The organism is Streptomyces sp. NPDC107454 (genome assembly GCF_055582885.1).
The window spans coordinates 443,049-469,271 of sequence record NZ_JBVJPA010000002.1 but is presented as its reverse complement, the minus strand read 5'-3'; the positions used below and the strand labels follow the sequence as shown (position 1 = coordinate 469,271).

At 72.6% G+C, this 26,223-nt stretch carries 22 protein-coding genes; 9 read left to right on the top strand and 13 right to left on the bottom strand.

Annotated features, from left to right (window positions below; genetic code table 11):
* Positions 1–11 precede the first annotated feature (11 nt).
* The 3 genes from ACZ69M_RS06300 to ACZ69M_RS06290 all read right to left on the bottom strand — a co-directional run bounded on the left by ACZ69M_RS06300 (position 12) and on the right by ACZ69M_RS06290 (position 2,202).
* A complete protein-coding gene (locus tag ACZ69M_RS06300) occupies positions 12–920 on the bottom strand; it encodes a phosphotriesterase family protein (RefSeq protein WP_470047118.1) in 909 nt (302 codons plus the stop codon).
* 62 nt (positions 921–982) lie between these two features.
* Complete coding sequence (locus ACZ69M_RS06295; RefSeq protein WP_470047116.1) at positions 983–1,567, bottom strand: DUF4865 family protein; 585 nt, start codon at positions 1,565–1,567, stop codon at positions 983–985.
* A 62-nt stretch (positions 1,568–1,629) separates the two neighbouring features.
* Positions 1,630–2,202, bottom strand: coding sequence for a TetR/AcrR family transcriptional regulator (locus ACZ69M_RS06290; protein WP_470047114.1), 573 nt, complete (start codon positions 2,200–2,202; stop codon positions 1,630–1,632).
* Positions 2,203–2,406: 204 nt separating this feature from the next.
* On the opposite strand from ACZ69M_RS06290, the gene ACZ69M_RS06285 reads away from it, so the two are divergent.
* From ACZ69M_RS06285 to ACZ69M_RS06275, 3 genes are read left to right on the top strand one after another with little or no spacing between them, the layout of a single operon-like run.
* Complete coding sequence (locus tag ACZ69M_RS06285; protein ID WP_470047112.1) at positions 2,407–2,715, top strand: SHOCT domain-containing protein; 309 nt, start codon at positions 2,407–2,409, stop codon at positions 2,713–2,715.
* Positions 2,712–3,470, top strand: coding sequence for an ABC transporter ATP-binding protein (locus ACZ69M_RS06280; protein WP_470047111.1), 759 nt, complete (start codon positions 2,712–2,714; stop codon positions 3,468–3,470). Before ACZ69M_RS06285 ends, ACZ69M_RS06280 begins: the two co-directional genes overlap by 4 nt.
* On the top strand, positions 3,467–6,028 hold the full coding sequence (locus tag ACZ69M_RS06275; RefSeq protein ID WP_470047109.1) for an ABC transporter permease: 2,562 nt from the start codon (positions 3,467–3,469) through the stop codon (positions 6,026–6,028). The genes ACZ69M_RS06280 and ACZ69M_RS06275 overlap by 4 nt, the downstream gene beginning before the upstream one ends.
* A gap of 26 nt (positions 6,029–6,054) precedes the next feature.
* Here ACZ69M_RS06275 and ACZ69M_RS06270 read toward each other — a convergent pair whose 3' ends face one another.
* The gene (locus ACZ69M_RS06270; protein WP_470047107.1) at positions 6,055–6,588 is read right to left on the bottom strand and encodes an ATP-binding protein; all 534 of its coding nucleotides are present in this window, start codon (positions 6,586–6,588) and stop codon (positions 6,055–6,057) included.
* Positions 6,589–8,076: 1,488 nt separating this feature from the next.
* Complete coding sequence (locus ACZ69M_RS06265; RefSeq protein WP_470047105.1) at positions 8,077–8,400, bottom strand: hypothetical protein; 324 nt, start codon at positions 8,398–8,400, stop codon at positions 8,077–8,079.
* Positions 8,401–8,792: 392 nt separating this feature from the next.
* Between ACZ69M_RS06265 and cds1 the strand changes: the two genes are divergently transcribed.
* Entirely contained in the window at positions 8,793–9,917 is a 1,125-nt protein-coding gene (cds1, locus tag ACZ69M_RS06260) for an L-cysteine desulfhydrase Cds1 (RefSeq protein WP_470047103.1), read from the top strand.
* Between the two features lie 131 nt (positions 9,918–10,048).
* Here the strand turns inward: cds1 and ACZ69M_RS06255 are convergent, their stop codons facing one another.
* Positions 10,049–10,528, bottom strand: a complete 480-nt coding sequence (locus tag ACZ69M_RS06255; protein WP_470047101.1) for an SRPBCC family protein — start codon at positions 10,526–10,528, stop codon at positions 10,049–10,051.
* Between the two features lie 80 nt (positions 10,529–10,608).
* A complete protein-coding gene (locus ACZ69M_RS06250; protein WP_054228731.1) occupies positions 10,609–11,439 on the bottom strand; it encodes a DeoR/GlpR family DNA-binding transcription regulator in 831 nt (276 codons plus the stop codon).
* Positions 11,440–11,697: 258 nt separating this feature from the next.
* Between ACZ69M_RS06250 and ACZ69M_RS06245 the strand changes: the two genes are divergently transcribed.
* Complete coding sequence (locus ACZ69M_RS06245) at positions 11,698–14,040, top strand: hypothetical protein (RefSeq protein WP_470047099.1); 2,343 nt, start codon at positions 11,698–11,700, stop codon at positions 14,038–14,040.
* A gap of 28 nt (positions 14,041–14,068) precedes the next feature.
* Here the strand turns inward: ACZ69M_RS06245 and ACZ69M_RS06240 are convergent, their stop codons facing one another.
* From ACZ69M_RS06240 to ACZ69M_RS06225, 4 genes are all read right to left on the bottom strand, one after another.
* Entirely contained in the window at positions 14,069–16,504 is a 2,436-nt protein-coding gene (locus ACZ69M_RS06240) for a right-handed parallel beta-helix repeat-containing protein (protein ID WP_470047097.1), read from the bottom strand.
* Positions 16,505–16,662: 158 nt separating this feature from the next.
* Positions 16,663–17,268, bottom strand: coding sequence for an Rv1733c family protein (locus ACZ69M_RS06235; RefSeq protein ID WP_470047096.1), 606 nt, complete (start codon positions 17,266–17,268; stop codon positions 16,663–16,665).
* Positions 17,269–17,426: 158 nt separating this feature from the next.
* Complete coding sequence (locus tag ACZ69M_RS06230; RefSeq protein WP_470047094.1) at positions 17,427–18,251, bottom strand: MOSC domain-containing protein; 825 nt, start codon at positions 18,249–18,251, stop codon at positions 17,427–17,429.
* 68 nt (positions 18,252–18,319) lie between these two features.
* Positions 18,320–18,763 (bottom strand): DUF6643 family protein, encoded by a 444-nt coding sequence (locus ACZ69M_RS06225; protein ID WP_067373139.1) that lies wholly within the window; start codon positions 18,761–18,763, stop codon positions 18,320–18,322.
* A 314-nt stretch (positions 18,764–19,077) separates the two neighbouring features.
* Here ACZ69M_RS06225 and ACZ69M_RS06220 point away from each other — a divergent pair, with 314 nt between their 5' ends.
* The gene (locus tag ACZ69M_RS06220; protein WP_470047092.1) at positions 19,078–20,487 is read left to right on the top strand and encodes a TerD family protein; all 1,410 of its coding nucleotides are present in this window, start codon (positions 19,078–19,080) and stop codon (positions 20,485–20,487) included.
* A 59-nt stretch (positions 20,488–20,546) separates the two neighbouring features.
* Here ACZ69M_RS06220 and ACZ69M_RS06215 read toward each other — a convergent pair whose 3' ends face one another.
* Entirely contained in the window at positions 20,547–21,722 is a 1,176-nt protein-coding gene (locus ACZ69M_RS06215; protein ID WP_470047090.1) for a glycosyltransferase, read from the bottom strand.
* Between the two features lie 58 nt (positions 21,723–21,780).
* Between ACZ69M_RS06215 and ACZ69M_RS06210 the strand changes: the two genes are divergently transcribed.
* Both ACZ69M_RS06210 and ACZ69M_RS06205 read left to right on the top strand, forming a co-directional pair.
* Complete coding sequence (locus ACZ69M_RS06210) at positions 21,781–22,566, top strand: glutamate racemase (RefSeq protein WP_470047089.1); 786 nt, start codon at positions 21,781–21,783, stop codon at positions 22,564–22,566.
* 139 nt (positions 22,567–22,705) lie between these two features.
* Positions 22,706–23,251, top strand: a complete 546-nt coding sequence (locus ACZ69M_RS06205) for a hypothetical protein (protein ID WP_470047087.1) — start codon at positions 22,706–22,708, stop codon at positions 23,249–23,251.
* Between the two features lie 12 nt (positions 23,252–23,263).
* Here ACZ69M_RS06205 and ACZ69M_RS06200 read toward each other — a convergent pair whose 3' ends face one another.
* Positions 23,264–24,280, bottom strand: a complete 1,017-nt coding sequence (locus tag ACZ69M_RS06200) for an O-antigen ligase family protein (protein WP_470047085.1) — start codon at positions 24,278–24,280, stop codon at positions 23,264–23,266.
* A 309-nt stretch (positions 24,281–24,589) separates the two neighbouring features.
* Between ACZ69M_RS06200 and lnt the strand changes: the two genes are divergently transcribed.
* Complete coding sequence (gene lnt / locus ACZ69M_RS06195; RefSeq protein ID WP_470047083.1) at positions 24,590–26,218, top strand: apolipoprotein N-acyltransferase; 1,629 nt, start codon at positions 24,590–24,592, stop codon at positions 26,216–26,218.
* Positions 26,219–26,223: the final 5 nt, after the last annotated feature.

Below are 26,223 nucleotides of genomic sequence, written 5' to 3'. Positions count from 1 at the left end.
CTCCGCGGGGCCTAGGGGGTGTCCGGCAGCCGGGGTGGCGTGTCGCGCCACTTCACGGCGAGCGCCCGGCCGGGGTTGTGTGTGAAGACGCGCTCCACGAGTTCCGCACCCAGGGCCGACGCGAGCCGTGGGCGCACCCGGCGCAGCAGATACGGCATCCCGGGGCCGCCGTTGACCGAGCGCGCCGCCGCGGTCGTCGTGTCGGCGCCGAGGAGCAGGCGATGGCCGAAACCGGCGTCGGCCAGGGCGCGTACGGCGTCGGGCATGCGCCAGTCGGTGGCGTGGTTGGCACGGGAGGGGCCGTCGAAGGCGAGGTAGGCGCCCGCCTCGGCGGCCTGGCGCTGCACCACGAGGTCCGGGGAGCGGTTGAGGTGACCCAGGATCACCCGGTGCGGCGGCACCTCCAACGCGCCGCACAACAGGTCGAGCACGTCGAGCGCGGCCGTGCCCAGTTCCAGGTGCACGGCGATCGGCGCGCCCGTGGCGTGGTGCGCCTCGGCCGCCGCGGTCATCGTCCAGCGGGCGTGCGCGTCGAGCGCGTGGAAGCCGCCCGCGACCTTGACGAGTCCGGCCCGGACCCCGGACGTGCCGATGCCGGAGGTGAGTTCGGAGACGAACACGTCGGTCAGCCTGCCGCGCAGTTCGGAGAGTGACTCCGGTGCGTAGTGGACCGCTTGGTGCAGGCCCGTCGCGGCGACCACACGGACCCCGGTGTCACGGGAGAGCAGCGGCAGGTCCGCGGCGCGCCGGCCCAGTCCGTAGGGCGTCCACTGCACCACGCTCCCGCCGCCCTGTTCGCGGAACGCGGCCAGTTCGGCCCGCGCGACGGACGCGTCGCGCAGTTCCTGGCCGGGGAGCACGCGACTGCCGAAGAAGAGGTGGTCATGGGCGTCGCACACCCCGAGGTGCTCGGGCGGCACGTCCCCGAGGACCGTACGGACCCTCGCGGGGACGGCGCCACCGGGGCTCGTGGGGGCAGGGCTCACCACTGCCGGCCCCGGGGCAGCCGGTCGCGCCCGGGCGCCGACACGTGCAGCACCTGAAAGACCTCGCCGGGAACCTTGGGCGTGTCGTGGTCCCAGAGGGAGAAGTGGACCAGCTCCCAGTGGCGCGGGTCGACGGCGGCGGCCGCGCACACCGCGCCGTCGAGCGAGGCCAGCCGCTCCGTTCGGGCCGCGGCGTCCGCCATCACCTCGGCCAGGTCCACGCCTTCCGGTACGGGCTGCCGTCGCCGCACCGCGACCTGCGCCGGCGCACCGGCGGCGCCGCCCTCCTCGTACGCGAGGCCCGTCCAGTTCTGCACCACCGGCCGCCCGAAGTCATCGACGAGTCCCTGGAAGGCGCCGTCCCAGAGGAAGGAGTTCATGCCCTCGACGGTGTTCCAGAGGTAGAAGGGCGCGTACTGATTGACCGGCGAGCCGTGCACCCCCCGCTCACGCATCAGATACGTCTTGAAACCGAGCCCCTCCCAGTCGTCGAGGAGGTGCCCGATACGGGAGACCCGGGCGCGGATGATCCCCATGTCGTAGTCGGCGGGGAACGTCAGTTCGTACTGCATCGCGTGCATCGCATGCCTCCTTGAGGGGCCTTGAGGCCTCCGGGTCGTCAGGCCTTGAGGTCTTCAGGTCTTCATCCGAGGTCCCGACCGGCGGGGGAGAGCAGGGCGAGCAGCCCGCGGACGGCCGTGTCGAAGGCGGCCGGGGAGCCGCAGGCGCGCGCGAGCACATACCCTCCCTGGACGGTCGCGAGGATCGTCGCGGCGATTTCCTCGGCGTCCAGCGACGGCGCGAACTGCCCCTGTTCCTTGCCCTCTTCGACGACCCCGGCCAGCCGCTCGCGCAGCCAGTCGATCGTTTCGTCGACGGGGGCGCGCAGCTCGGCACTGGCGATCACGTCCGGGTCCATCGTCAGCCGACCGACCGGACAGCCGCGCAGGACGTCTCGTTCCCGGCGCAGATACGCCTCGACGCGCTCGTACGGCGAACCGGGCGCGCCCAGTACGGCCTCGGCGGTGGTCCGCAGTTCCTCGGCGGTGCGTCGGATCGCGGCCAGGGCGAGATCGGGCTTGCCCTTGAAGTGGTGGTACATGCTGCCCTGCCCGGCGCCCGCGTGTTCCTGGATCGCCCTGGGGCTGGTGCCCACGTAACCGCGCTCCCACAACAGCTCACGCGTGGACTCGATCAGCCGCTCCGGAGTGCTCATGAACTCACTGTACATACTAGTAGGTACAGCGTCGAGGGCAGTAAGAGCGGACTGAGGAAGCAGACGACGGCGCTCCGCGTACTCCCGCGGAGGTACGGGAACGGCCGCTGGCCGTACGACGACTCGGGCCCCCTCCCGGAGCGAGTCTCGATGCATCGCAACAGCTCCCACCTACAACAGCTCCCCTCTAGGAGATGACCCGAGATGCAGACCCTGGCGAACTGGGACGGCGGCCCCGGCCCGTGGATCCTGTTCTTCCCGCTGATCTGGGCGGCCGCCGTGATCGGCGTCGTGACGGTCCTGCGCCGCACCGTGGGGCGCGGGCGTCGCGGACCATGGCGCGCCATGGGCGACTTCGGCCCGTCCCGCGACTCCCGCCTCACGGGCGACTCGCCGATCGCGCTGCTCGGCCGCCGCTTCGCCACCGGCGAGATCGACGAGGACGAGTACTGGCGCCGACTGACCGTCCTGGACGAGCAGTTCGGCCGCCCGGACAAGGGAGGAGCGGCATGACGACCGCCATCACGACGCGTCATGCCGCCGGTGTCGCCGACGCCGTCAAGGTGTACGGCAGCGGCGACACCGCCGTCAGGGCCCTGGACGGGGTGAGCGTCGCTTTCCCGGCCGGACGCTTCACCGCGATCATGGGCCCCTCGGGCTCCGGCAAGTCCACTCTGATGCACTGCGCGGCGGGCCTGGACACACTCACCTCGGGCGCCGCGTTCATCGGCGACACCCCCCTGAGCACGCTGGACGACCGCCGTCTCACCCTGCTGCGCCGCGACCGTGTCGGCTTCGTCTTCCAGGCGTTCAACCTGATCCCGACGCTGACCGTCGCCGAGAACATCACGCTGCCCCTGGACCTCGCCGGGACGAAGGGCTCCCGGGAGTGGATCGACGCGCTCGTCGACGTCGTCGGCCTGCGTGACCGGCTCCACCACCGCCCGTCCGAACTCTCCGGCGGACAGCAGCAACGCGTCGCCGTGGCACGGGCGTTCGCCGGCCGTCCCGACGTCGTCTTCGCCGACGAACCCACCGGCAACCTCGACTCCCGCTCCGGCGATGAGGTCCTCAACCTCCTCGGCCGCGCGGTGCGCCGGATGGACCGTACGGTCGTCATGGTCACGCACGACCCGGTGGCGGCCGCACACGCCGACGAGGTCGTCTTCCTCGCCGACGGACGCCTCGTGGACCGGATGGAGTCCCCGACGGCCGACAAGGTCCTCGACCGGATGAAGGCGTTCGACGCCAAAGGCGGGCGGTCGTGAACGCCTCCGTGCGCCTGAGCGTGTCCTCCCTGCGCGCCCACCGACGCCGCTTCGCCGGTACGTTCCTGGCGGTGCTCCTCGGTGTCGCCTTCCTGGCCGGAACGCTGGTCATGGGCGACACGCTGCGAGCGAGCTTCAGCACGCTGTTCGGCGACGCCACGAAGGGCACCGACGCGGTCGTCCGCAGCGCCGACGCCATCACGACGCCCGGTGAGAGCCAGGGTGTGCGCCAACCGGTCGACACCGCCCTGGTGAAGACCATCGAGCGGGTTCCCGGCGTCGCGGCCGCCGCCCCCGACATCCAGGGCGCGGGCCAGCTCGTCGGCAGCGACGGCAAGCCCGTCGGCGGCCAGGGCCCGCCCACCCTCGCCGGCAACTGGATCACCGACCCGAAGCTCAACCCGTACCAACTCGCCGCGGGCCACGCCCCGTCGAAGTCCGGCGAGGTCGTCGTCAACCGGGGCGCCGCGAAGAAGGGCGGCCTGAAGATCGGCGACACGACGACCCTGCGCACCCCCGGTCCCGTCAAGGTGACGATCGTGGGCCTCGCGACCTTCGGCGGCGAGGACGGCATGGCGCAGGTGACGTTCACCGGGATGACCGAGGCCGACGCCGAGAAGTACCTCACCGCGAAGCCCGGCGAGGCGGCGAACATCCGGGTGCGGGCCGGTCCCGGGGTCGGTCAGGCCGAGCTCGTCGCGGGCCTGACTCCCGTCCTGCCCGAGGGAGTCGAGGCGATCACCGGCCAGGAGTCGGCGCGGGAGAACACCGACATGATCTCCAGCCAGTTCCTGAACATCTTCACCACCTTCCTGCTCGTGTTCTCCGGCATCGCGCTGCTTGTCGCGACCTTCTCCATCCACAACACCTTCGCGATCGTCGTCGCCCAACGCACCCGCGAGAACGCCCTGTTGCGCGCCCTGGGCGCCTCCCGCCGCCAGGTCACCGCCTCGTCCCTGGTCGAGGCGAGCGTGGTCGCGGTGACCGCGTCGGCCGTCGGCCTCGCGGGCGGCATCGGGATCGCGGCCGGGCTGCAGGCGCTGTTCCCCGCCATCGGGTTCCCCTTCCCCCAGGGCGACTTGGTGATCAGCGGCCTGTCCATGCTGCTGCCGCTCGCGGTCGGCATCGTGGTCTGCCTGGGCTCCGCGCTGCTGCCCGCCGTACGGGCCGGACGCACCGCGCCGCTGGCCGCGCTGCGCGAGACGGCCGTCGACGGGTCCGGGGCCTCACGGGGGCGGGCGATCGTGGGTGCGGCGCTGGCCGTACTCGCGGTGGGCGCCACCCTGACCGGCGTGCTGGTGAGCCCGTCGCTGTGGCTCGCGGGCCTCGGCGCCGTTCTCGCCCTCGCCGCCTTCGTGGTCCTCGGCCCCGTGGCGTCGTCGGCCGCCGTGCGAGCCCTCGGCGCCCCCCTCGACAGGCTGCGCGGTGTCACCGGCGGCCTGGCCCGGCGCAACGCGCTGCGCAGCCCCAAGCGGACCGCCGCCACCGCGAGCGCCCTGATGATCGGCGTCGCCGTCGTCTCGCTCTTCACGGTCTTCGGCGCCTCGCTGAAGGCCACCATGGACCAGACGGTCTCCCGGTCCTTCGCGGGTGACGTCGCCGTCAGCACCCCGTCCTTCGGCGCGGGCGGCAGCGGGCTGAGTCCCGAGCTCGCGCCCGCGATCGCGCGGCAGCCGGCCGTCCGGTACGCGGTCGGCCTCGGCCGCGGGGCCGCCCAGGTCGACGGCAAGGGGCGGGCGTTGACCGTCACCGACCCGGTCACACTCGGCAAGGTCTTCGACCTCGGTGAGGTGCGCGGCTCGCTCGACGACCTGGGCACCGACGGCATCGCGCTCACCCGGAAGGAGGCCGCCGAGCAGCACCTCACGACCGGTGACACCGCCCGGCTCACCTTCGCCGACGGGCAACGCGAGAACTTCACCGTCCGCGCGGTCTACGGCCGATCCGAACTCGCCGGCGACTACGTCATCACCCGCGCCGCCTGGGCCCCGCACCGCACCCAGGACTCCGACTCGCTCGTCGCCGTCACCTTCAAGAACGGTGTCGGTACGGCCGACGGCAAGGCGGCGGTCGAGAAGGTGGCCGCGCGGTACGGCAACCCCGAGGTGCAGACCCGCGACGAGTACGCGCGGTCCTCGGCCGGCGGCATCGACATGATGCTGACCCTCGTCTACGCGCTGCTCGCACTCGCGGTGCTCATCGCCCTGCTCGGCATCGCCAACACGCTCACCCTCGCGATCCACGAGCGCACCCGTGAACTCGGTCTGCTGCGGGCGGTCGGGCAGACCCGGGCGCAGCTGCGCGCCATGGTCCGCTGGGAGTCGGTCCTCGTCGCCGCCTTCGGAACGGCAGGCGGACTCGCCCTCGGTGCCTTCCTGGGCTGGGTGCTCGTCGAGGCCTCCGACGGCGCGTCGGAGAGCGCCTTCGCCTTCGCGATCCCGCCCGTGCGGCTCGTCGTGGTGGCGCTCGTGGGCCTCGCGGCGGGAGCCCTCGCGGGGCTGCGCCCGGCCCGGCGCGCAGCACGCCTGGACGTGCTGCGCGCCATCGCCACCGAGTGACGTACGAGACGGGGGTCACCGCCCGGTCAGCCGGCAACGGCGGACCGGGCGGGAGCGTGTTCGGGCCGGCGTTCGTCGAGGGGGTCGAGCGGGGCGACGGCGCGTCGGCGCGAGGTCTCGCGAGTCTGTTCGTACGGCGGAAGCGCGGGCTCCGCCACCGCGGGCGAGGTCGCCGGCAGGGTGAACCACACGACCTTGCCCGACTCGCCGTCCGGACGCGCGCCCCAGCTCTCGCTCACCGCGGCGATCATCGCGAGACCGCGTCCGCAGGTGGCCGTGGGGTCCACGTCCTGTACCTCGGGCAGGCGGGGGTCGTGATCGTGCACCGAGACCGTGAGCCGGTCGAGCAGCAGCTCGATCTCCACGGTGCACACCTTGTCCGGCTGGGCGTGCCGGTGAACGTTGGTCAGCAGCTCGGTCACTCCGAGCGCGGCCCGGTCTATCAAGGGGTCCTGATGCCAGTAGCGCAACTGCGCAGAAAGGATTCTGCGGACCTGGCCGATCCGCGACGGCAGGGCTTGGAGCTCCACCGTGCAATGCCTGCTTGGCTGGCTGATCACGGCTGCGACTCCCCGAATTGAGGTCCGGAAGAAGACGGAGATCGGATCCAGCAGAGTGGCTGAGTGGAACGGCCGCCTGCTGTGGTGACCGGCGGGCTGATTCATAGCGTGATCGCCGGTGAACCCAGAGTGATGATGTGAGAACAGCGTGACTCAGGGGGTGCGGTCCTGCAACTCGCGGTGCGGTCCGCTCCGGCCCGAGCCGTCGCGGGGCGGGGGTCTCGCCTGAGCGGCGGCGTCCGGCGGGCCGGGGTTCATCGTTCACCGCCGCGGGGAGCGGGCGGATCGCTCACGCACCGGACGTCACCCACCGCGGACGGGGGCCTCGGTGCCGACGGCACCGATCCCGGACCGCGTTCCCCTCGGCCACAGCCGACCGATGCCCTGGACACCACCCCTCGCCGCACGCGCCCCGAAGCCTCCCGCCCGCGGGTGGGAGGCTGCCACCCCGGATGTTGCCGGGCATGGGCCGGAGGCTCGTGGTCCGGGGCGGGCCGGTTTGGAGCCCGAGGCTTCTCGGTCGGCCGCAGCCGGCCGTCGGCGGGTGGCTCCCACCCCGGGTTTTCTCCTGCGGGGGCTGGAGGCCCCGTAGCCAGACCTCGTCGGCGGTGAGTCCAGGGGTTCGTCTCCGGCCGTCGTCGACCGCGAGCCCAGGGCTGCCCCGTCGACGGTCGCCGGTTGCGTGCGGGTGGCTCTCGCGTCGTGTTCCGCCCGGCGTGGGCTGGAGGGTTCTGGATCGGGCTTGGGTGGTTGTCGGCCCAGGGCTTGCGCGCCGGGAAGCGCCGGTTGTGGGCTCGGGGCTCTGTTGTGGGCGGTCGGCGGTTGTGGGCTCGCGGCCTTGTTGTGGGCCGTCGGCGGTTGCGGGCCGACGTCCTTGCCACGGGCCGTTGGCGGTTGTGTGTGGGCGGCTGTTGTGCCGGGTCCCGCGTCGGGTTTCGCGGGGCGTGCGTTCGGGGTGCGCCTTCGGCTCTCGTCGGACGAGGGGTCCGCCACCGGGACTCGGTGGTCGTCTGGCTTCCGGTTCGGGGATCGTCGGGTGTGAGCCCCCGTCGTGCCGGTCCGCGGTGGTCGGTTGTGGTGGGGGTGTTCGCGGCGGACGTCGACGACTCGGTGGTCGTCTGGCTTCCGGTTCGGGGATCGCCGGGCGTGAGCCCGTGCCGTGCCGGTCCGCGGTGGTCGGCTGTGGTGGGGGCGTTCGCGGCGGACGTCGACGGCCGGACGTCCGAGGCCTGCCCGGTCGCCGTCGCCGGTTGCGGGCCGGGGCTGCCCGGGTCGGCGACCGGGGGGTGCGGGCCCGGGGTTCGCGTGCCGACCGGCACGGGTCGCGAGCGTCGCTGGTAGCGCGCTCGGGGGTGCCCGGTGGGCGGCCGGTGGCCGGAGGTCGAAGGCCTGCGCGCGGGGCGTCGCCGGTCGCGAGTCGTGGGTGCCTGTGTCGGCCCTTGCCGGTGGCGAACCGAAGGCTCCCGTGTCGGTTGCCGCGCGGCCGACTCAGCCGTTGCGCCCCGCCGCCCTGCGAACCGCCTCTATGAACCGGCGCGCCGAGGGCGGCCCCGGCTTGCCCGGCGCGGGGTCGTGCTCGCCGAGCGTGAGCGAATAGCGGGTGCCGTTGACGTCGGCCGACGCCCGGTCCCCGGGCGCGAACCACGGCTTCGACGCCCGCACCGCCTGCACCGGCGCACTGTCGATCTCGCTGCCGTAACTCGTCAGCAACTCCAGCCTGCCGTCGCTGATTCGGACCTGTCCGGCCCGGGTGAGCGACCGCAGCCTCTTCCCGATCCGCACGCCCGTGGCCGTGAACTCCGGCTCTGCCATGATGCTCCGCCCCCTTGTGCGCGTCGGCTGTGCTCTGTCCCGCGTCTCTCTGTCCCGCGTCCCGGTCCCGGACTTCGCGCGGGCCGTGCTCCGGTGTGCGCGACCGCTACGGGAGTGTCATCCCGTGCGGCGAGGTCGGACGCGGGCCGCGTTCCCTGCGGTGCAGTCTGCCCGCAGGCAGCGGCGAGCACCAGTGCGCATGACGAGGTGACGGCGGGGACGGGAGCACTCGCCCGGGTGCGCCCCCGTCGCTTCGGACACCCCTGCTCCAGGGGTGCCTTTGAGGTGCTCAAAGGTGTGTTTATGCAGGTGAGAAGCGTGCGCAAGGTGTTTATGATCGAGGCGTCCGACCATCTGAACCGGCGTCGGCGCGATGCGTAAGGAGCCCCGCCGTGAGCACCCCTCAGCAGATCCGGACCGGCGAAACCCTCGACGTCGACCACAGCGACGCGCGGTACCGGACCTGGCTCAAAGAAGCCGTCCGCAAAGTCCAGGCCGACGCGAACCGCTCGGCGGACACCCATCTGCTGCGCTTCCCGCTGCCCGAGGCGTGGGGTATCGATCTCTACCTGAAGGACGAGTCGACCCACCCCACCGGCAGCCTCAAGCACCGCCTCGCCCGCTCACTCTTCCTGTACGGGCTCTGCAATGGCTGGATCCGGCCGGGCCGCCCGGTGATCGAGGCGTCCAGCGGCTCGACCGCCGTCTCCGAGGCGTACTTCGCGAAGCTGATCGGCGTGCCCTTCATCGCGGTCATGCCGCGCACCACGAGCGCCGAGAAGTGCCGCCTGATCGAGTTCCACGGCGGGCAGTGCCACTTCGTGGACGACTCCCGCAGGATGTACGAGGAGTCCGCCGCCCTCGCGGTCGAGACCGGCGGCCACTACATGGACCAGTTCACCTACGCGGAACGGGCCACGGACTGGCGCGGCAACAACAACATCGCCGAATCCATCTTCCGCCAGCTGGAGTTGGAGCGTTTCCCGGAGCCCGCGTGGATCGTCGCCACAGCCGGCACCGGCGGTACCTCGGCGACCCTCGCGCGCTACGTGCACTACATGCAGGCCGACACCCGCATCTGCGTCGCCGACCCGGAGAACTCGTGTTTCTTCGAGGGCTGGACCACCGGCGATCCGGACGTCACCTGCGACTGCGGCTCGCGTATCGAGGGCATCGGCAGGCCTCGTATGGAGCCGAGCTTCGTGCCGGGCGCGATCGACCGGATGATGAAGGTGCCGGACGCCGCGAGCGTGGCGGCCGTAAGGGCACTGGAACAGGCCATCGGGCGCAAGGCGGGCGGCTCGACCGGCACCGGGCTGTGGAGCGCGCTGAAGATCGTCGCCGAGATGGTGACCGAGGGGCGCCAGGGGAGCGTGGTGACGCTGCTCTGCGACCCCGGGGACCGCTATCTCGACAAGTACTACTCGGACGCGTGGCTGGCCGAACAGGGGCTGGACATCGCGCCCTACACCGCGGCGATCGCGGCCCTGCTCCAGACGGGCATCTGGCCGGACTGACCATCGGGGCGCGGCTCGCCGGGCGCGTCCACGGGCGGACCCAGCGCCTGTCGTTCGGATCAGGCCCGGGCCCGCGGGGTCTGATCAAGCCCCGTCGCCTGGAACGACCTCCACACGACAGGCCCTGGCCGTCACGCGCGTGTCGACGCCAGCCGTCGGTCCAGCGCCGTCACCGCCTGGCGGAACGCGCGGCCCAGGCCCGCCCGGCCCAGCTTCAGGGCCAGCCGGAACGGGGCCGCGCCGTCGGCGGCGAAGGTCCACTGGACCCGGGTGCCCTTCCCGGCCGGAGTCAGCCGCCACTCCTCGACCAGGGCCCGGGGGCCGGGCGCGTTCGAGACGTCCACCCGGTACGCGTACACCTCGGGTGCCTCGGCCGCGAGGACCGTTTCCTGGAAGCGCGTACCGCCCCGGAGCCGGATCTCCCGCCCGGCGCCGTCCGCGGTCGGCCGGGCGAGTGTCACCGCCGAGAACCACTCGCTCCAGCCGGGCACGTCCTCGGCCAGTGCGCGGAAGACCACCTCGGGAGGGGCCGCCACCTCGCGGGCGAACACCAGACGCAGGGGAGCGGTCTCGGCGAAGTCGAGCCCCACCGGGCGAAGACGGCGTGCCATGGACGAAACCCCCACCTGGGAACGGAGCCTCCGGTCCCGCGTGCAGAGCCGCGGGCAGCGTCACCTTAGCTGGCGGACCGTCAGATGTCTGTACCGTCCTCGGGCTCTCCGGCCACCACCAGGCGCCGCAGGTGTTCGGAGACCTCCGCCCGCGCCTCGGCCGGCAGCCCGGCGTCGGTGACCAGCGTGTCGACCTGGTCCAGCGCGGCGAACGAACTCAGACCCACCGTGCCCCACTTGGTGTGGTCGGCGACCACGACGACCCGCCGTGCGGACTGCACCAGCCGCCGGTTGGTCTCGGCCTCCGCCAGGTTCGGCGTCGACAGGCCCGCCTCGACCGATATCCCGTGCACCCCGAGGAACAGCACGTCGAAGTGGAGCGCCGCGATGGCCTGGTCGGCCACGGGGCCGACGAGCGAGTCGGACGGGGTGCGCACCCCGCCCGTCAGCACGACCGTGGCCGCGCCCTGCCGCTGGCCGGAGAGGCGCTGCGCCGAGTGGAAGACATCGGCGACCCGCACCGAGTTGGTGACCACGGTCAGGTCCGGCACGTCGAGGAGCTGATGCGCCAGCGCGTACGTCGTCGTACCGCCCGAGAGCGCGATCGCCGTGCCCGGCGCGACCAGCTCGGCGGCGACCCGCGCGATGTCCTCCTTGGCGGTCAGCTCCAGGCCCGACTTGGCCTCGAAACCCGGCTCGTGCGTACTCGCCTCGACCAGCGGCACCGCGCCGCCGTGCACCTTCTCCACCACGCCCTGGCGGGCGAGCGCGTCGAGGTCACGACGGACCGTCATGTCGGAGACGCCGAGCTTGCGGGTCAGCTCGTTCACACGGACGCCGCCCCGGCGCCGTACCTCGTCGAGAATCAGGGCCCGACGCTGCTCCGCGAGAAGGTTCTGATTCTCACTCACGTCCGCTCCGATCCTCGCGCCACAAGCTGCCCGCCACTCCGTCCGAACCCACTCCCACGTGGACATTCTCCTTGTCCTAGGCCTGGAGGACGACCCATCCTCGCACGGGCCACCGACACGTGCGCCACTCCCCGTTGCGTCACTGTCACACGTATCGGGGAGATTCCGTGACCACAGGTGTGCGCGCACCCCTGAGCGGAGATCCTTGTGCCTGCACATGACACATGCCAGACGCGCGCACGGGGGAAGTGCAGAAAAGTGGAACGTGCACGGGAACACGCCTCGGCGGGGGAGCTCAACGGCCCCGCACAGCGGCCCGAAACGGCCGATACCGCCCTCGAACTCCTGGTCCACGGAGTCGGCGGCACCACACCCGAGGAGATGCTGGACGATCCGCGGACGGTCCGCATCAGCGGCGACGAGACCGCGGCGGTCTACCGGCGCGTCGCCGACGCCGACGCCGAGCGGCGCCCCGACGACTGCCGGGGCAAACCGGTCCCCGAGGCCTATGTGTGGTGCAACCTCACCTCCGGCAACGGCACCCGGGCCCTGTGGCTGTTGCTGCTGCCCTTCATGGTCGTCAACCTCGCGCACTGGATGCGTCCCGCCACCCGCGGCCGCACCCGGACGGTCCGCCTGTACGGCCTGCTCGTCCGGCTGGCCGGGCTCACCCTCACTGTGCTGCTGGTCGCCGCGGCCTGCGAGGTCGCCCTCGACCTGACCGCCTGGCAGTGCGCGGGCACACGCGCGTGCGCCGAGGCGCACTCGTGGCTGGGCTTCCTCTCCCCGGACCTGTCCGACAACGGCTGGTGGAGCCGACCCGGCCGCCGCCTCGCCCTCGCTGCCCTGGTGCCCGCGGGTCTCACCTGCCTGCTCTGGTACCTCTCGCACCGCACCTGGAGCGCGTACGAGTCCCAGCAGCCCGTGTCCCGCAGGCCCGAGCCCGCCGAGGAGACCGGCCGCACCGGGCTCGGCAGGCCCGGCTTCTGGTACGGGCGCCGTCTGGTGGCCCGGCTGCGCGCAGCGCACACCGCGGCGGGACTCCTCACCGTCACCGCCGCCGTCGGCGGCCCCGCGGCCCGCTTCGACCGGGAGGCCGGGGGACCCTCCGTGCTCGGGACCCTCGGCCTGCTGCTGTACGCATCGCTCGTCGTGGGCGCGGTCGTGGTGCTGTGGGTGGTCTGCCGGCGCGGGCGCAGCGAACACCGGCTGGACCAGGAACTGGACGCCAGGCTCGTGCGCGGGCTGCCCCTGGGCTCGATCGTCCTGTTCGGCCTGACCCTGGTGTACGCCGGATGGTCACGGCCCGGCTGGCACTCGGCGGGGCGGCTGCCGGGCGATGCGGCCTTCGGAGGTCTCGCCCTCGCCCAGGGGCTGCTCGTCATCACGCTCGGCGTGGTGGCCCGCGTCCTGTACCGCACCAGACCCGATCCGCGCACCGCCCTGCGTGGTCTGGCCGGACCCGCCGTCGCGATGCTGGCCTGTGCCCTGGGCGGCGTGATGTCCGGCGGAGTCGCGCAGCGCGTCGCCGACTGGCTGGACGGCACGCGCGGTTCGCTGCCCGGCCCGCCCGTCCTGCTGACCTGGCAGGCGTCCGTGATCCCGCCGACGCTCCTCGTGCTCCTCGGCCTGTGCGGCAGGCTGGCCCTGCGCACCTGGCGGCTGCGCGTCCTCGAGACGCGCGCGGTGGAACTCGACTACCCGGGCGAGGCCAAGGACACCACGCGTACCGGCCGTATCGCGAGCACCCGCGCGATGGCCGCCCTCACCGACCGGGCGCCCCTCATGGTCGGCGTGATCTCGTTCGTGACCCTGCTCCTCGGCGCCGGAGCCCTGGTGGGCGTCCTGACCACCGGTGACACCCCGGCGCAGGCCGCGCGAGGGTCGTACGCCTTCGTCCGGGGCGCCGCCGAAACCGCGCAGGCGCTCGGGTCCTGGCTGATCGGCCTCGGCTTCGTCCTTCTCGTCACTTCGGGGCGGCGCGCCTACAAGGACCCGGCGGCCCGCCGCACCATCGGCATCCTCTGGGATGTCGGCACCTTCTGGCCGCGCGCCGCCCACCCCTTCGCGCCGCCCTGCTACGCCGAGCGTGCCGTGCCCGACCTGACGTGGCGCATGGTCACCTGGACCCGGGCCACCGGCGGGCGCCTGGTGCTCTCCGGGCACTCCCAGGGCAGTGTGCTGGCCGCCGCCGCGGCCTGGCAGCTGAAGCCCTCGGTACGCAGGCGGGTCGCGCTGCTCACCTACGGCTCTCCCCTGGAACGGCTCTACGGGCGCTGGTTCCCGGCTCACTTCGGCCCGGCCGCCCTGACCTCGCTGCACCGGGAGGTCGACTGCTGGCGCAACCTGTACCGCCTCACCGACCCCATCGGCGGCCCCGTTCGGCTGGCCGGCGACTGCGGTCCCCAGGTCGACCGCGCGCCCCTGAAGGACCCGCTCGCCTACGGACGTACCCAGGAGCATCCGCTGCCCGCGCCGATCCTCGGACACGGGGACTACCAGGCGGACCCGGCCTTCGCCGAGGAACGCGAACGGCTGCTGGCACGGCTGCGGCCCGAGGCGGTACCGGGCCCCCGTCCCGACGGCGACGCCACGGCCTGAGGGCGACCGCCTGTCCACGGGGCGACGCTCAGGGCAGCTCCGGCAGGTCCTCGGGGTAGAGCAGCGTGAGGTCGTCCGTGCTCGGCTCGTCGAGCTGGGCGACCCGCCCCGCGTGCCGCTCGACCATCGCCTCGAAGGTCTGCCGCGCGGTGCGGCCGTTGCCGAACGCCGGGCCCTTGGGGATGGCCGTGAAGTACTTCAGCAGCGCCTCGGGCGCGCCGGGCGCCAGGCTGTACTCGTGCTCCTCGGCCTGCTGCTCCACGATCCGCAGCAGCTCCTCGGGGACGTAGTCGCTGAAGGTGATGGTCCGTGAGAAGCGGGACGCCACGCCGGGGTTGACCGTGAGGAAGCGCTCCATCTCGGCCGTGTAGCCCGCGACGATCACGACGACCGCGTCCCGGTGGTCCTCCATCAGCTTCACCAGCGTGTCGATGGCCTCGCGGCCGAAGTCGCGGCCCGAGTCCTCCGGCGACAGCGCGTACGCCTCGTCGATGAACAGGACACCGCCGCGCGCCCGGTCGAACGCCTCCTGGGTGCGGATCGCCGTGGAGCCGATGTGCTCGCCCACCAGGTCGACGCGGGACACCTCGACCAGGTGCCCCTTCTCCAGGACACCGAGCGAGGCCAGGATCTCGCCGTACAGCCGGGCGACCGTCGTCTTGCCGGTGCCGGGGGAGCCGGTGAAGACCAGGTGGCGGCGGGCGGAGGCCGCCTTGAGGCCCGCCTGCTGTCTGCGGCGGCCCACCTCGATCATGTCGGTGAGGGCGCGCACCTCGCGCTTGACGCTGTCCAGGCCCACCAGCCCGTCGAGTTCGCCGAGGACGACCTTCGAGGTACGGGCCGGCTGCGCGGGCGCGGGCTCCGTGGCGGTGACGAGCGGTTCCTGCTCGGTGGTGCGCTGGCCCGGGATCGCGCCGAGGAGGCTCGTGGACGGGTTGGACGTCTGTACGGCCGTCTCGTGCGCCGGGGGGCGCACTCCGGCGCTCTCATCGCTCGTGCAGTCCTCGACGACCGGGCCGCCGCCCGGTGCGTTGCCGCCGTCGGCGAACTCGTAACCCCCGCGCGCGCAGCGCTCCGTACGGCACTTCTTCAGTGTCGCCCGGCAGCCGTCGATGACATGGAAGCCGTAGCCCCCGCTGCCTGTCACCCGGCAGTTGTGGAAGCTGCCGCGGCCACCCGCCGACACGTAGAAACCGGCCTCCGCGGGGGAGTCGACCGTGCAGCGCTCGAAGGTGGGGTCGGCGCCCTTGGTGACGATCACGCCGGTCTGGGTGCCGTCCACGGTGCAGCCGGACAGGGTGCCGCCGCTTCCGTGGTCACGGAACCAGGCGCCCGTCGCGGCGTCGCGGATACGGCAGTCGTCGAGCTGCGCCGTCGCGCCGTCGCTCACCGAGACGGCGGTGTTGCGCACTTGGGAGAGGTCGCTGTCGACGACGTCCACGCGTGAACCGCGGTCGAGGACGAACAGGGCGTCGGGCACGTCGTGCACCCGGCAGGACTCGAGCACCGCGGTCGCGCCGTCGCTGACCCACACCGCGGGGTAGTCGCCCGTGCTGTCGAAGATCTCGCACTGGTTGGCGTCCACGCGTGTGCCCGGGTCCCAGACCGACAGGCCGTTGCGCCCGAACTGCCGGACGGTGGTGCGGGTCAGGGTGAGGACGGAGCGGGAACGCAGGTCCACCGCGTTCTCCGGGATGTCGTGGATGCGGCAGTCGGCGAGGGTGAGCACGGCGTCCGTGTCCAGGGTGACGCCGTCGGACATCGTGCGGTGCACATCGCAGTCGGTGAGATGGGCCGCGGCGCGCGCGGTGATCTGCACACCGGAGCCCTTGACCTCGTACACCTCGCAACCGACCGCCTCCAGTGAGGAGTTCTCGCCGGTCACCGACAGGCCTGCGCCGGAGGCGTGGTGAACGCGGCAGCGCTCCAGACGAGGATGCGCGCCGCCGCGGACCGCGATGCCGGACTGTCCGGCCGCGACGACCTCGCACTCCTCGAACACGCCACCGCCGCCGTCGAGTACGGCGATGCCGACGCCGGCCGGATTGTCGACGGTGCAGCGCCGCACGGTCGGACGGGCGCCGCCGCGCACCTCGATGCCGGCCGCGGAGCGCGTGACGATCCGCACGTCGAGGAGCTCCGGGGTGCCCTCCTCGACGAGCAGCGCGGGCGCCGCCGAGTCCTGGCCCTCCACATGCAGGTCCTGGACCACGGCCGAGGCGCGCACGGTCAGCGGCACGCCGTCCACCGGCGCGATGCGCACGGAGCCGGGGGAGCCCTCCGGGCCGCGCAGCGTCACCGCGCGCTGGACCACGAGATTCTCCCGGTAGGTGCCGGGTGCGACGGTGAGCACGTCCCCGTCGGCCGCGGCCTCCAGGGCGGCGGCCAGCGATGCGTACTCTCCTGTGCGGCGCCGCCACCGCGAGGTGCCGGTGTGCGTCACCTGGACCGTGCCCTGTGCCATGGCGCTGTAGTGCCCCCACCTCGTCGTACGCGGGTCCTGCGAGGCCGTGCTGAAACCCCGTCGCGATCAAGGACAGCTTCTCACGGCGGTGCCGAACGATTCGGTCGGTCCACCGTAGCGTGCGCGGGCACGGTGGGTTGACCGGAGCCGGAAGGCGGTCAGCTGCCGGTGCCCGTCCTGCCCCAGTCCGGACCCGCCCTGTCCCAGGCCTGATCCCAACGGGCGTACCGGCGAAGGACCATGCGCCACACGAACAGACGTCTGCCGCTGTCGAGGAGCCCCGCGGTGAGCAGGGCCGCGCCGATGCCCGCCAGCACGGCGTGCGTCGTCGCGGTGGCCGAATCCAGCGGGCGGGCGACCATGGCACCGTGCTCGTCGGTCCAGAGCGTGAAGTGGTCGCCCTCGTGCGGTGACTTGAGGGCGGCTATCACCTTGCCGTGATGTGCCGTGCCGTCCGGAGCGGTCCAGTCGGCGAGCACACGGCTGTGCGGATCCTGCGCCGACGAGGCCTCGGGATCGGGGTCCAGCGGAGCCCGGTCCGCCTTGCCGACCACGGTGGCCGTCACTTCGTGACGGGCCAGGTGCTGGTCCCGAACGGCCTGTTGGAGAGCGTCCTCGGCCGTCAATCCGGTGAGGGCGCCGAGCAGGGGCGCGAGGCTGAGGATCAGCAGGACGGTCAGCAGGGCCAGCCACGCCTCGACCAGATCGGTCGTGCGGCGCAGCGGATTGTGCCGCCAACGCCAGAGTCCGCCGATAGCTCGCACCGTCCCGCACCCCCTTTCGCCTCCGTGATAACCCCCGGCGGAGCCGTTCATATGCGAGCCCCGGGAAAGAGAGAGCGAAATCACCCTTCGCACGGGTCTTTCATGAACTTCTCACACACTCAACGACCGTGCCCGGGGCCCGGGTTCCCGCGGGCGGGTCATTCGAGGACCGTGACCGGATCGCCGATCCGCACCGTGCCGCGGGACTCCGGCACCAGGTTCTGTCCGAAGACGAGCTGGGAGCCGAAGCGGCGGTGGCGTCCGAGCGTGCGCAGCGGCTCCTTGCCGCGCTGGGCGGTGTCCTGGTCGGTGGTGGTCACGACGCAGCGGCCGCACATCTTGGGCACCCGGAAGCCGACCTCGCCGATGGTGATCCGCCGCCAGCCGTCCTCGGCCCATGCCGTCGTGCCCGCCACCACCACGTTCGGCCGGAAACGGTTCATCGGGAGGGGGCCCTCGTCGGCGCGGTCGCCCTGCGCGATCAAGGAGTTGAGTGCGTCCAGCGAGGCGAGCGTGGTGACCAGCAGCGGATAGCCGTCGGCGAAGCTGACGGTCTCGCCCGGACGTGCGTAGTCCGGGTCCACCGGCCTGCGTGTGGCGGGGTCGTCCATGTGCAGGAGACGGACCTCGGTCCCCAGATAGTCACTGCACCAGGCGTGCGCGTCCGCGTCGGCGAGGACCGCCTCCACCTTGTCGCCGAAGAGGTCCAGCGGCGTCGTGCCGGCCGGCCGGGGCACGAGGACGGTCAGCGGCTCACGGCCGGGTGCGGACAAGCATATGCCGCCGCCGGGCAGCAGCTCGGCGGCGGCCAGTGCCAGCCGTGGTTGCTGACGCTGGGTGACGACCTTTCCCCCGTCGTCGATCAGTACCCAGCGTCGGTCTCCGGCCAGCCCCCAGGGCTCCACGACGGCCTCCCGGGGCGAGAGAGCCCGGAAGGCCTTGACCGGATGGACATGGATCGAGTGCAGCTCCGCATTCCCCATGACTCCATGGTGCCAGCGGGCACCGACATTCCGGTCCGAATGCCGCGGTGCCCGCGTACCTCAGCCCCTCAGTACCCGCGGTACTGCTGGTTGTTGTACGGGTCCTGGTACGGCGCCGGGGCGGGGCGGGGAGCCGCGGGGCGCATCGCCTCGTAGCCGGTGCCGGCCGCCATCGGGCGCTGCGGCTGCTGCTGGGGTCCCGGGTAGCCACGCGGGGCGCCGGCCTGCTGCGGGATGTACGGCGCCGGGGCCTGCTGCAGCGGTGCGGGCTGTTGGGCCTGCGGGTAGCCGCCGTACATGGGGGCCTGGTGCGAAGGTCCTGCGGGCAGGGCGGGAAGTGCCGAGGGGAGTGCGGGAAGGTAGCTGCTGCCCGTGTCGTAGGCGGCGGGAACCCGGATCGGGGCGATCTGGGGAGTGCCCCGCTCGGCGACCAGGGAGTCGTAGATCGGGGTGTCCGGGAAGGACGGCGCGGAGTAGTAACCGCCGCCATAGGTGGAGCGGGGGGAGGTCATGGCACATAAGTTAAGCCCACGATGTGCTGGTTGGGGAGACCGATAAGAGGGTTGTTTTCCGTGTCGGCAGTGACGCGGGATCCCCAATGCGAGCGAACTCGGCAAAAAAGGGCGTCAAACAGGGTTCAGATCGTGTAAAGGCCGAGTTCCGAGGGGGTTACCGGTGGTTGGCCAGCAGTCTTCGAGGCCCCTCGTGCGATCTTCCGGAGCACCTCACGGGAGTTCTCCGCCTTGGGGGAATAGGTTGGTCGGGAAAGGGCCCGAGGGACGGCCCGAGGCGCGGCCTGGCGCGGTGACACGTGATGGGGGCGGACATGACAATGCCTAAAGGTTCGAATGTTCCTGTGCCGACGCGTGCGTTGCGCGTCGAAATGGGGTGGCGTTCGGGGCCCGGGGTTCCCGACGCGGATGCTTCCGCGCTGTTGCTGGTCTCCGGAAAGGTCCGCTCCGACGGCGACTTCGTGTTCTACAACCAGCCGGCACACCCCTCCGGCGCCGTGCGGCACGAGGGCAAGCGGGGCGACGGCGGTCAGGTGACCGACACACTGCTCGTCGACCTCGCGCGCGTGGAGGGCGCGATCGAGACCGTGGTGCTGGCCGCCTCCGCGGACGGTGGCGCCTTCGGGCAGGTGCCCGGTCTGTACATACGTGTGCTCGACGCGGGGCAGGGCACGGAGATCGCGCGCTTCGACAGCAAGGACGCGACCGTCGAGACCGCCTTCGTGCTCGGCGAGTTCTACCGGCGCCAGGGTGCCTGGAAGTTCCGCGCGGTCGGACAGGGCTACGGCAGCGGACTGGAAGGGCTGGCGAAGGACTACGGAATCACGGTGGACGAGCCGCAGCACTCGCCGCCGCCCCCGCCTCCCCCCGCACCGACCGCCGCCGCGCCGATCGCTCCCGTAGCGCCTGCCCCCGCGCCGCCCGGCTCCACACCCCCCGCCGCCATGCCGCCCGCGCCCGGTACCCGGGTGGCCGGTCCGCCGCCGGTCGGGCCGCCGGTGAACCTGCCCCCGCCCGTCACCGCACCGCCGGTCACCGTCTCGCCCCCCGCCATGGCTCCGCCGCCCGCCCGGACCGGGGCCCCGGTCCGCCTCTCCAAGGTCACGCTCACCAAGGAGGCGCCCTCGGTCTCGCTGACCAAGCAGGGCGGCACGTCCGGAGCCATGCGTGTCAACCTCAACTGGGAGGTGCGCAAGCAGTTCTCGGGGTGGGGCAGCAAGCGGGGCCGGGCCGTCGCGGCGCACAGGGACCTCGACCTCGACCTCTGTGCCCTGTACGAGCTGTCCGACGGCCGCAAGGGAGTCGTCCAGGCGCTCGGCAACGCCTTCGGGGCGCTGCACCAGCCGCCGTACATCCACCTCGACGGCGACGACCGCACCGGTGCCGTGGCGAGCGGCGAGAACCTCACCGTCAACCTCGACCACAAGCAGAGTTTCCGGCGCATCCTCATCTTCGTCACCATCTACGAAGGGGCACGTTCGTTCGCCGACCTGCATGCCACGGTCACCCTGCAACCGCTGAACGGCGCCCCCGTCGACTTCTCGCTCGACGAGTGCACGGTGCCCTCGACGGTCTGCGCCCTCGCCCTCATCACCAACAACGGCGGCGACCTGATCGTCCAGCGTGAAGCCCGCTACCTCGTCCCCGAGCGCGGCGTAAGCCCGCAGCGCACGGTGGACCGCGTCTACGGGTGGGGCATGAACTGGACCCCCGGCCGGAAGTGACCGCGGGGAGTGACCCACAAGAAGTGACCCACAGGAAATGACTCGCGGGAAGTGACCGGTCAGCGCTCGTCGAGCGCGGTGTCCGGGCGCGCGTAGGTGCGGCCCTTCCAGGCCGCGCCGCGCCCCCTGTAGTGCTGCACCGCGGAATCGACCGTCATGAGGAGGTACAGGAACGCGGTCACCGGCAGCGACGCCGCGAGCCACACGGGCTGCCGGTAGTAGCGCAGCATCGGCAGATACGTCACCGTCATCAGCAGCCACGCGAGCCCGCCGGCCGCCGCGACCCCCGAATGCCCGGAGAAGAGACCCGTGAAGAGGGCGGCCGGCGGCACCAGGTACACCACGGCGAGGCCGAGGACCGTACCGAGGAGCAGCACCGGGTTGTGCCGCAGCTGGGCGTACGCGCTGCGCGAGACCATGCGCCACAGGTCGTGCAGCCGGGGATAGGGACGCACGCTGTCGACCCGCTCGGCCAGCCCCAGCCAGATGTGGCCCCCGCTGCCCTTGACCGCCCTCGCGAGCGCCACGTCGTCGATGACGGCGTGCCGGATGGCGTCCGGGATTCGTGCCCGCTCGGCGGCGTCCGCGCGCAGCAGTACGCAGCCGCCCGCCGCGGCCGCCGTCCGTGAGTCCTTCACCGCGATCCACCGGAAGGGATAGAGCTGTGCGAAGAAGTAGACGAAGGCGGGGACGACGAGCCGCTCCCACACGCTCTCCACCCGCAGCCGGGCCATCTGCGAGACCAGGTCGAAGCCGCCGGTGCGCGCCGCGGCGACCAGCGTCCGCAGGCTGTCCGGCGCGTGCGCGATGTCCGCGTCCGTCAGCAGCAGGTATTCGGGGCCACGCGCGCGTGCCAGGCCGATACCGTGACGCACGGCCCAGAGCTTTCCGGTCCAGCCCGCGGGTGGCTCCCCGGGCGAGCCGACGGTGAGCGGCAGCCCGCCGTGCGTGCGGGCGAGCTCACGGGCCAGCTCCCCGGTGCCGTCCGAGCTGCCGTCGTCGACGAGGAAGATCTCGGCGCGCCCCGGATAGTCCTGGGCGAGCAGCGCGGGCAGGCTCTCGGGCAGTACGGCGGCCTCGTCGCGCGCCGGTACGACGACACAGACGGACGGCCAGTCGTCCGGTTCCCGACGCGGCGGCAGCCGCAGATCCGTACGCCAGAAGAAGCCCTGGCCGAGCAGCAGCCACAGCCAGGCGGCCAATGATCCCAAGGCGGTCCACGCGACGGCACTCATCCGCCGCAGTCTGCCCCACCCCAGGGGTCCGCCGGGGCGGATCGTCTATGGTGACCGGGTGAAGATCGCGCTCATGGACTCCGGAATCGGACTGCTCGCTGCTGCCGCCGCGGTACGTCGACTGCGGCCGGACGCCGATATCGTGCTCTCCTCGGACCCCGGCAGCATGCCCTGGGGACCGCGTACGCCCGAGGACGTGACCGCCCGCGCGCTCGCCGTGGCCGAGGCCGCCGCGCAGTACCGTCCCGAGGCCCTGATCGTCGCCTGCAACACCGCCTCCGTACGCGCCCTTCCGGCGCTGCGCGCCCGTCTGGAGCCGGCGGTGCCCGTCATCGGCACCGTTCCGGCGATCAAGCCGGCCGCGGCCGGTGGGGGACCCGTCGCGATCTGGGCCACGCCCTCCACCACCGGCAGCCCCTATCAGCGCGGGCTCATCGGCGAGTTCGCCGGGGGAGTGTCCGTGACCGAAGTGGCCTGTCCCGGGCTGGCCGACGCTGTGGAGCACGGTGACCAGGAGGGCATCGACGCCGCGATCGCCACGGCGGCCGAGCGCACCCCCCGCGATGTAAGGGCCGTAGTCCTCGGCTGCACCCATTACGAGCTGGTCGCCGAACGCATCCGTACGGCCGTGCAGCAGCCCGGCCTCCCGCCGCTCGCCCTGCATGGCTCCGCCGGGGCCGTCGCCGCGCAGGCACTGCGCAGGATCGGCGAGCGCCCGGACCCGTCGGCCCCCGCCGAGGGCTCCCTCACCGTGCTCCTCAGCGGCAGCGAGGGCGGCCTGTCGGCGACCGCGCTGGCGTACGAGGAAGGCCGCCTTCTTCAGGCGGTCAGCCCCGCCCGCTGACCGTGTCGCCGAGTGGGGGCCTTCGGACGGCGACCGTCCGTCACCGCTCGAACGCCCCGCGTGCGCCGCGCGCCCACCCGGAGCAGTGACCCTCCGCGACCCGGTGCCCGCGGTGCGGAACCTGAGTAGTCTCTTAAACATGAGGTACCACCTCCACCGCGAAAACTTCTCGCACCCCGATGTCTGGACCGGGAGTGCGACCAATCGCATCCAGTGGCTGCCCGCCATAGGCGGGGCCGCCTGCATCGCGCTGGGTGTCGAACTGGCCGTCGACTCGACGTGGACGTCGGGTGTCGCGGCACTGGCCATGTCCGTCGTCGGGTGCATCGCGGCGGGACTGCTCATCATGTTCGGCACCCTCGCCTTCGTGCATGTCGCCGTGAAGGTCGACAAGGACTGCCTCGAAGTGCGCTGCGGCCACATCGGTCTGCCCCGCCGGCGTATTCCGCTCTCGAGCGTCGTCGGCGCCGACTTCGCCCCCCGGGTCACCCCGCGGCAGTGGGGCGGCTGGGGCTACCGCTGGCGTCCCGACAAGGGCACCGCGGTCATCGTCCGGCGCGGCGAGGGTGTGGTGCTCCAGCTCGGTGACGGACACACGTTCACCATCACGGTGGACAACGCGGAGGCGATGGTCCGGATCATCCGGGACCGGCTGCGGCCGGCCACGCCCGGCGCGGTCATCTGACCGTCGCGGAGTTCACGGCTCCAGCAGGTTCCTCGGGGTTCGGTCTCCCGCGTCCAGGACGCTCTCCAGGTCCTCGTCGGCCAGGGGCCGTGCCGTCGCGAGTCCCGCGAGCAGCCCCGCACCCGCCGTCACCGTGGTGAAGCTCAGCGCGTTGCCCAGCGAGGCGATCACGGCCAGCGCCGTGAGGGCCGCGCCCGCCGTCAGCGCGATCGTCGTGGACCGCGGTGAACGCCACAGCGAATAGAGGACCCAGCAGAAGACCGCGGCGAGCAGCGCGACGCCGGTCAGCCCCTGCTCGGCCGCCTGCTGCCACGGCGCCGAGTGGGGCTTGCCGTCGGGCAGCAGCGACTGCGTGACCGTCGGACTGAGTTCCCCGTACCGCCCGGGCCCCACGCCGAAGGCGGGATGGTGTCCGGTCAGGTGGAGCGCGTCGCGCCAGAGCAGGACCCGGTGCTCGGTGAGCTGCCCCTCCAGGGCGGCGTTCAGACCGTCCGGAAGCACGTTCTCCGCGACCGCCCAGGTCGCGCCCGTCACCAGCGCCGCTACGAGTGCGAGACCCCCGAGTCCGAGGGCGCGGCGGCGCATGCGGTCGGCGGCGAGCGAGCACAGCAGCACTCCGGCGCCGGCGGGGCATCCGGTGGTCGAGCCGAGCGCCGCCGCGCTCACCACGATCCCGACGGCGAGCAGACTCAGCGCGAGCCGCTGCGCCGGCCTGCGGGCCGCCCAGGCCGCGCAGCACGCCGCACCGGTGGACAGGGCGAGCAGCGCGGCTGTGGCACCGCCGTGCCCGAGTGGCGTCGTGACCTGCGGGCCCGGGGTGGTGTGCGCGACGGTGAGCGCGAGGCCCAGTCCGGCGAGGGCTCCGGTACACGGTGCCGCGACCGGCAGGAGTGCGCCGAGGATCCGGCCCGAGGCGTACCCGGCGGCCACGGCGAGCACGGCCAGGAGCACCCCCTCGGGCCGCCCGTCGTGCGCCGTCGCCGTGATCAGGGCCCACGCCGCGCAGGCCCCGAGCACGATCACACCCATGGCGTCCGAAACGTTTCGTCTCTCGCCTTCGGCCGCCGAACCGGCCGCGGATCTCATCCCCGTGGACCCCACCCCGTCGCCCCCCGACCTGTGCCGGGCCCCGACCGCCACGGCCGCATCCGGCCGCACGTCAGAGGCTGGGCACACCGTAACGGCTGATGCGCCGGTTTGTGGATGAGTTGCGCAGGAACGGTGCATCGGGCGGGCATGCGACGGTCTGCGGAGCGTGCGGACCGCCCCCGGGCGCCGGGAGGTTCATGGTGCGGACCGTGCTGTCGGCGCCCAGGTCACGAGCCGTACACTCCCCGGGTGACCGCCACCGCAACTTCCGTAGACGAGCCGGATCAGCTCGAACCCCAGGCCGCGCCCGCATCACGCGGGGCCAGACTGGCTCGGCGATACGCTCCGGCCGCCGCCGCGGCGCTCTCCGGAGTGCTGCTCTACGTCAGTTTCCCGCCACGCACCGTCTCGTGGCTGGCCCTGCCGGCCTTCGCGGTCCTCGGGTGGCTTCTGCGCGGTCGCTCCTGGAAGGCGGGCCTCGGGCTCGGCTATCTGTTCGGCCTCGGCTTCCTGCTGCCGCTGCTCGTGTGGACCGGTGTCGAGGTCGGCCCCGGCCCGTGGCTGGCACTCGTCGCCGTGGAAGCGGTGTACGTGGCGCTCGTCGGCGCGGGCATCACCCTCGTCTCCCGGCTGCCCGGCTGGCCGCTGTGGGCGGCGGCGGTCTGGATCGCGGGCGAGGCGGCACGCGCGCGTGCGCCGTTCGGCGGCTTCCCCTGGGGCAAGATCGCCTTCGGCCAGGCGGACGGCATGTTCCTCCCGCTGGCCGCGGTGGGCGGCACCCCGGTGCTCGGATTCGCGGTCGTGCTCTGCGGATTCGGGCTGTACGAGGTCGTACGCCAGGTCGTCGAGGGCCGGCGCACCGGCGTCGTACGCCGAGGGGCCGCCGCGGCGGCGCTGCTCAGCGTGGCCGTCCCCGTCGTCGGGGCGCTCGCGGCGCGGTCGCTGGTGAGCGACAAGGCCGAGAACGGCACGGCGACCGTCGCCGTCATCCAGGGCAACGTGCCGCGCGCGGGGCTCGACTTCAACTCCCAGCGGCGCGCCGTGCTCGACTACCACGCACGGGAGACCGAGCGGCTGGCCGCCGAGGTCAAGGCGGGCAAGGTCGCCCGGCCCGACTTCGTGCTGTGGCCGGAGAACTCCTCCGACGTCGACCCCTTCACCAGCCCCGACGCCCGCCTCGTGATCGACGACGCCGCCAAGGCCATCGGCGCGCCCATCTCGGTCGGTGGCGTCGTCGAACGCGACGGCAAGCTCTACAACGAGCAGATCCTGTGGGACCCGGTCAGGGGCCCCCTCGACACGTACGACAAGCGACAGGTCCAGCCCTTCGGCGAGTACCTTCCGCTGCGTTCACTGCTCGGCGCGATCAACAAGAACTGGACCTCGATGGTCCGCCAGGACTTCAGCCGGGGCCACAAGCCGGGCGTGTTCACCATGGACGGCTCCCGGGTCGGACTGGTCACCTGCTATGAGGCCGCCTTCGACTGGGCCGTGCGCAGCACCGTGACCGACGGCGCGCAGCTGATCTCGGTGCCGAGCAACAACGCGACCTTCGACCGCAGCGAGATGACCTATCAGCAGCTCGCCATGTCCCGCGTCCGCGCCGTCGAGCACAGCCGTACCGTCACGGTGCCGGTGACCAGCGGCGTCAGCGCCGTGATCATGCCGGACGGGAGGATCACCCAGCGGACCGGGATGTTCGTGGCGGACTCGCTGGTCCAGAAGGTGCCGCTGCGCTCCTCCGAGACCCCCGCCACGCGGCTCGGCATCCTGCCGGAGATGCTGCTGGTGGCGGTCGCGGTGGGCGGTCTCGGCTGGGCGGGTACGACGGTGGTCCGCGGGCGCCGCAGCGGCGACGTTCCGGGCGATCTCGCGTGACCTCG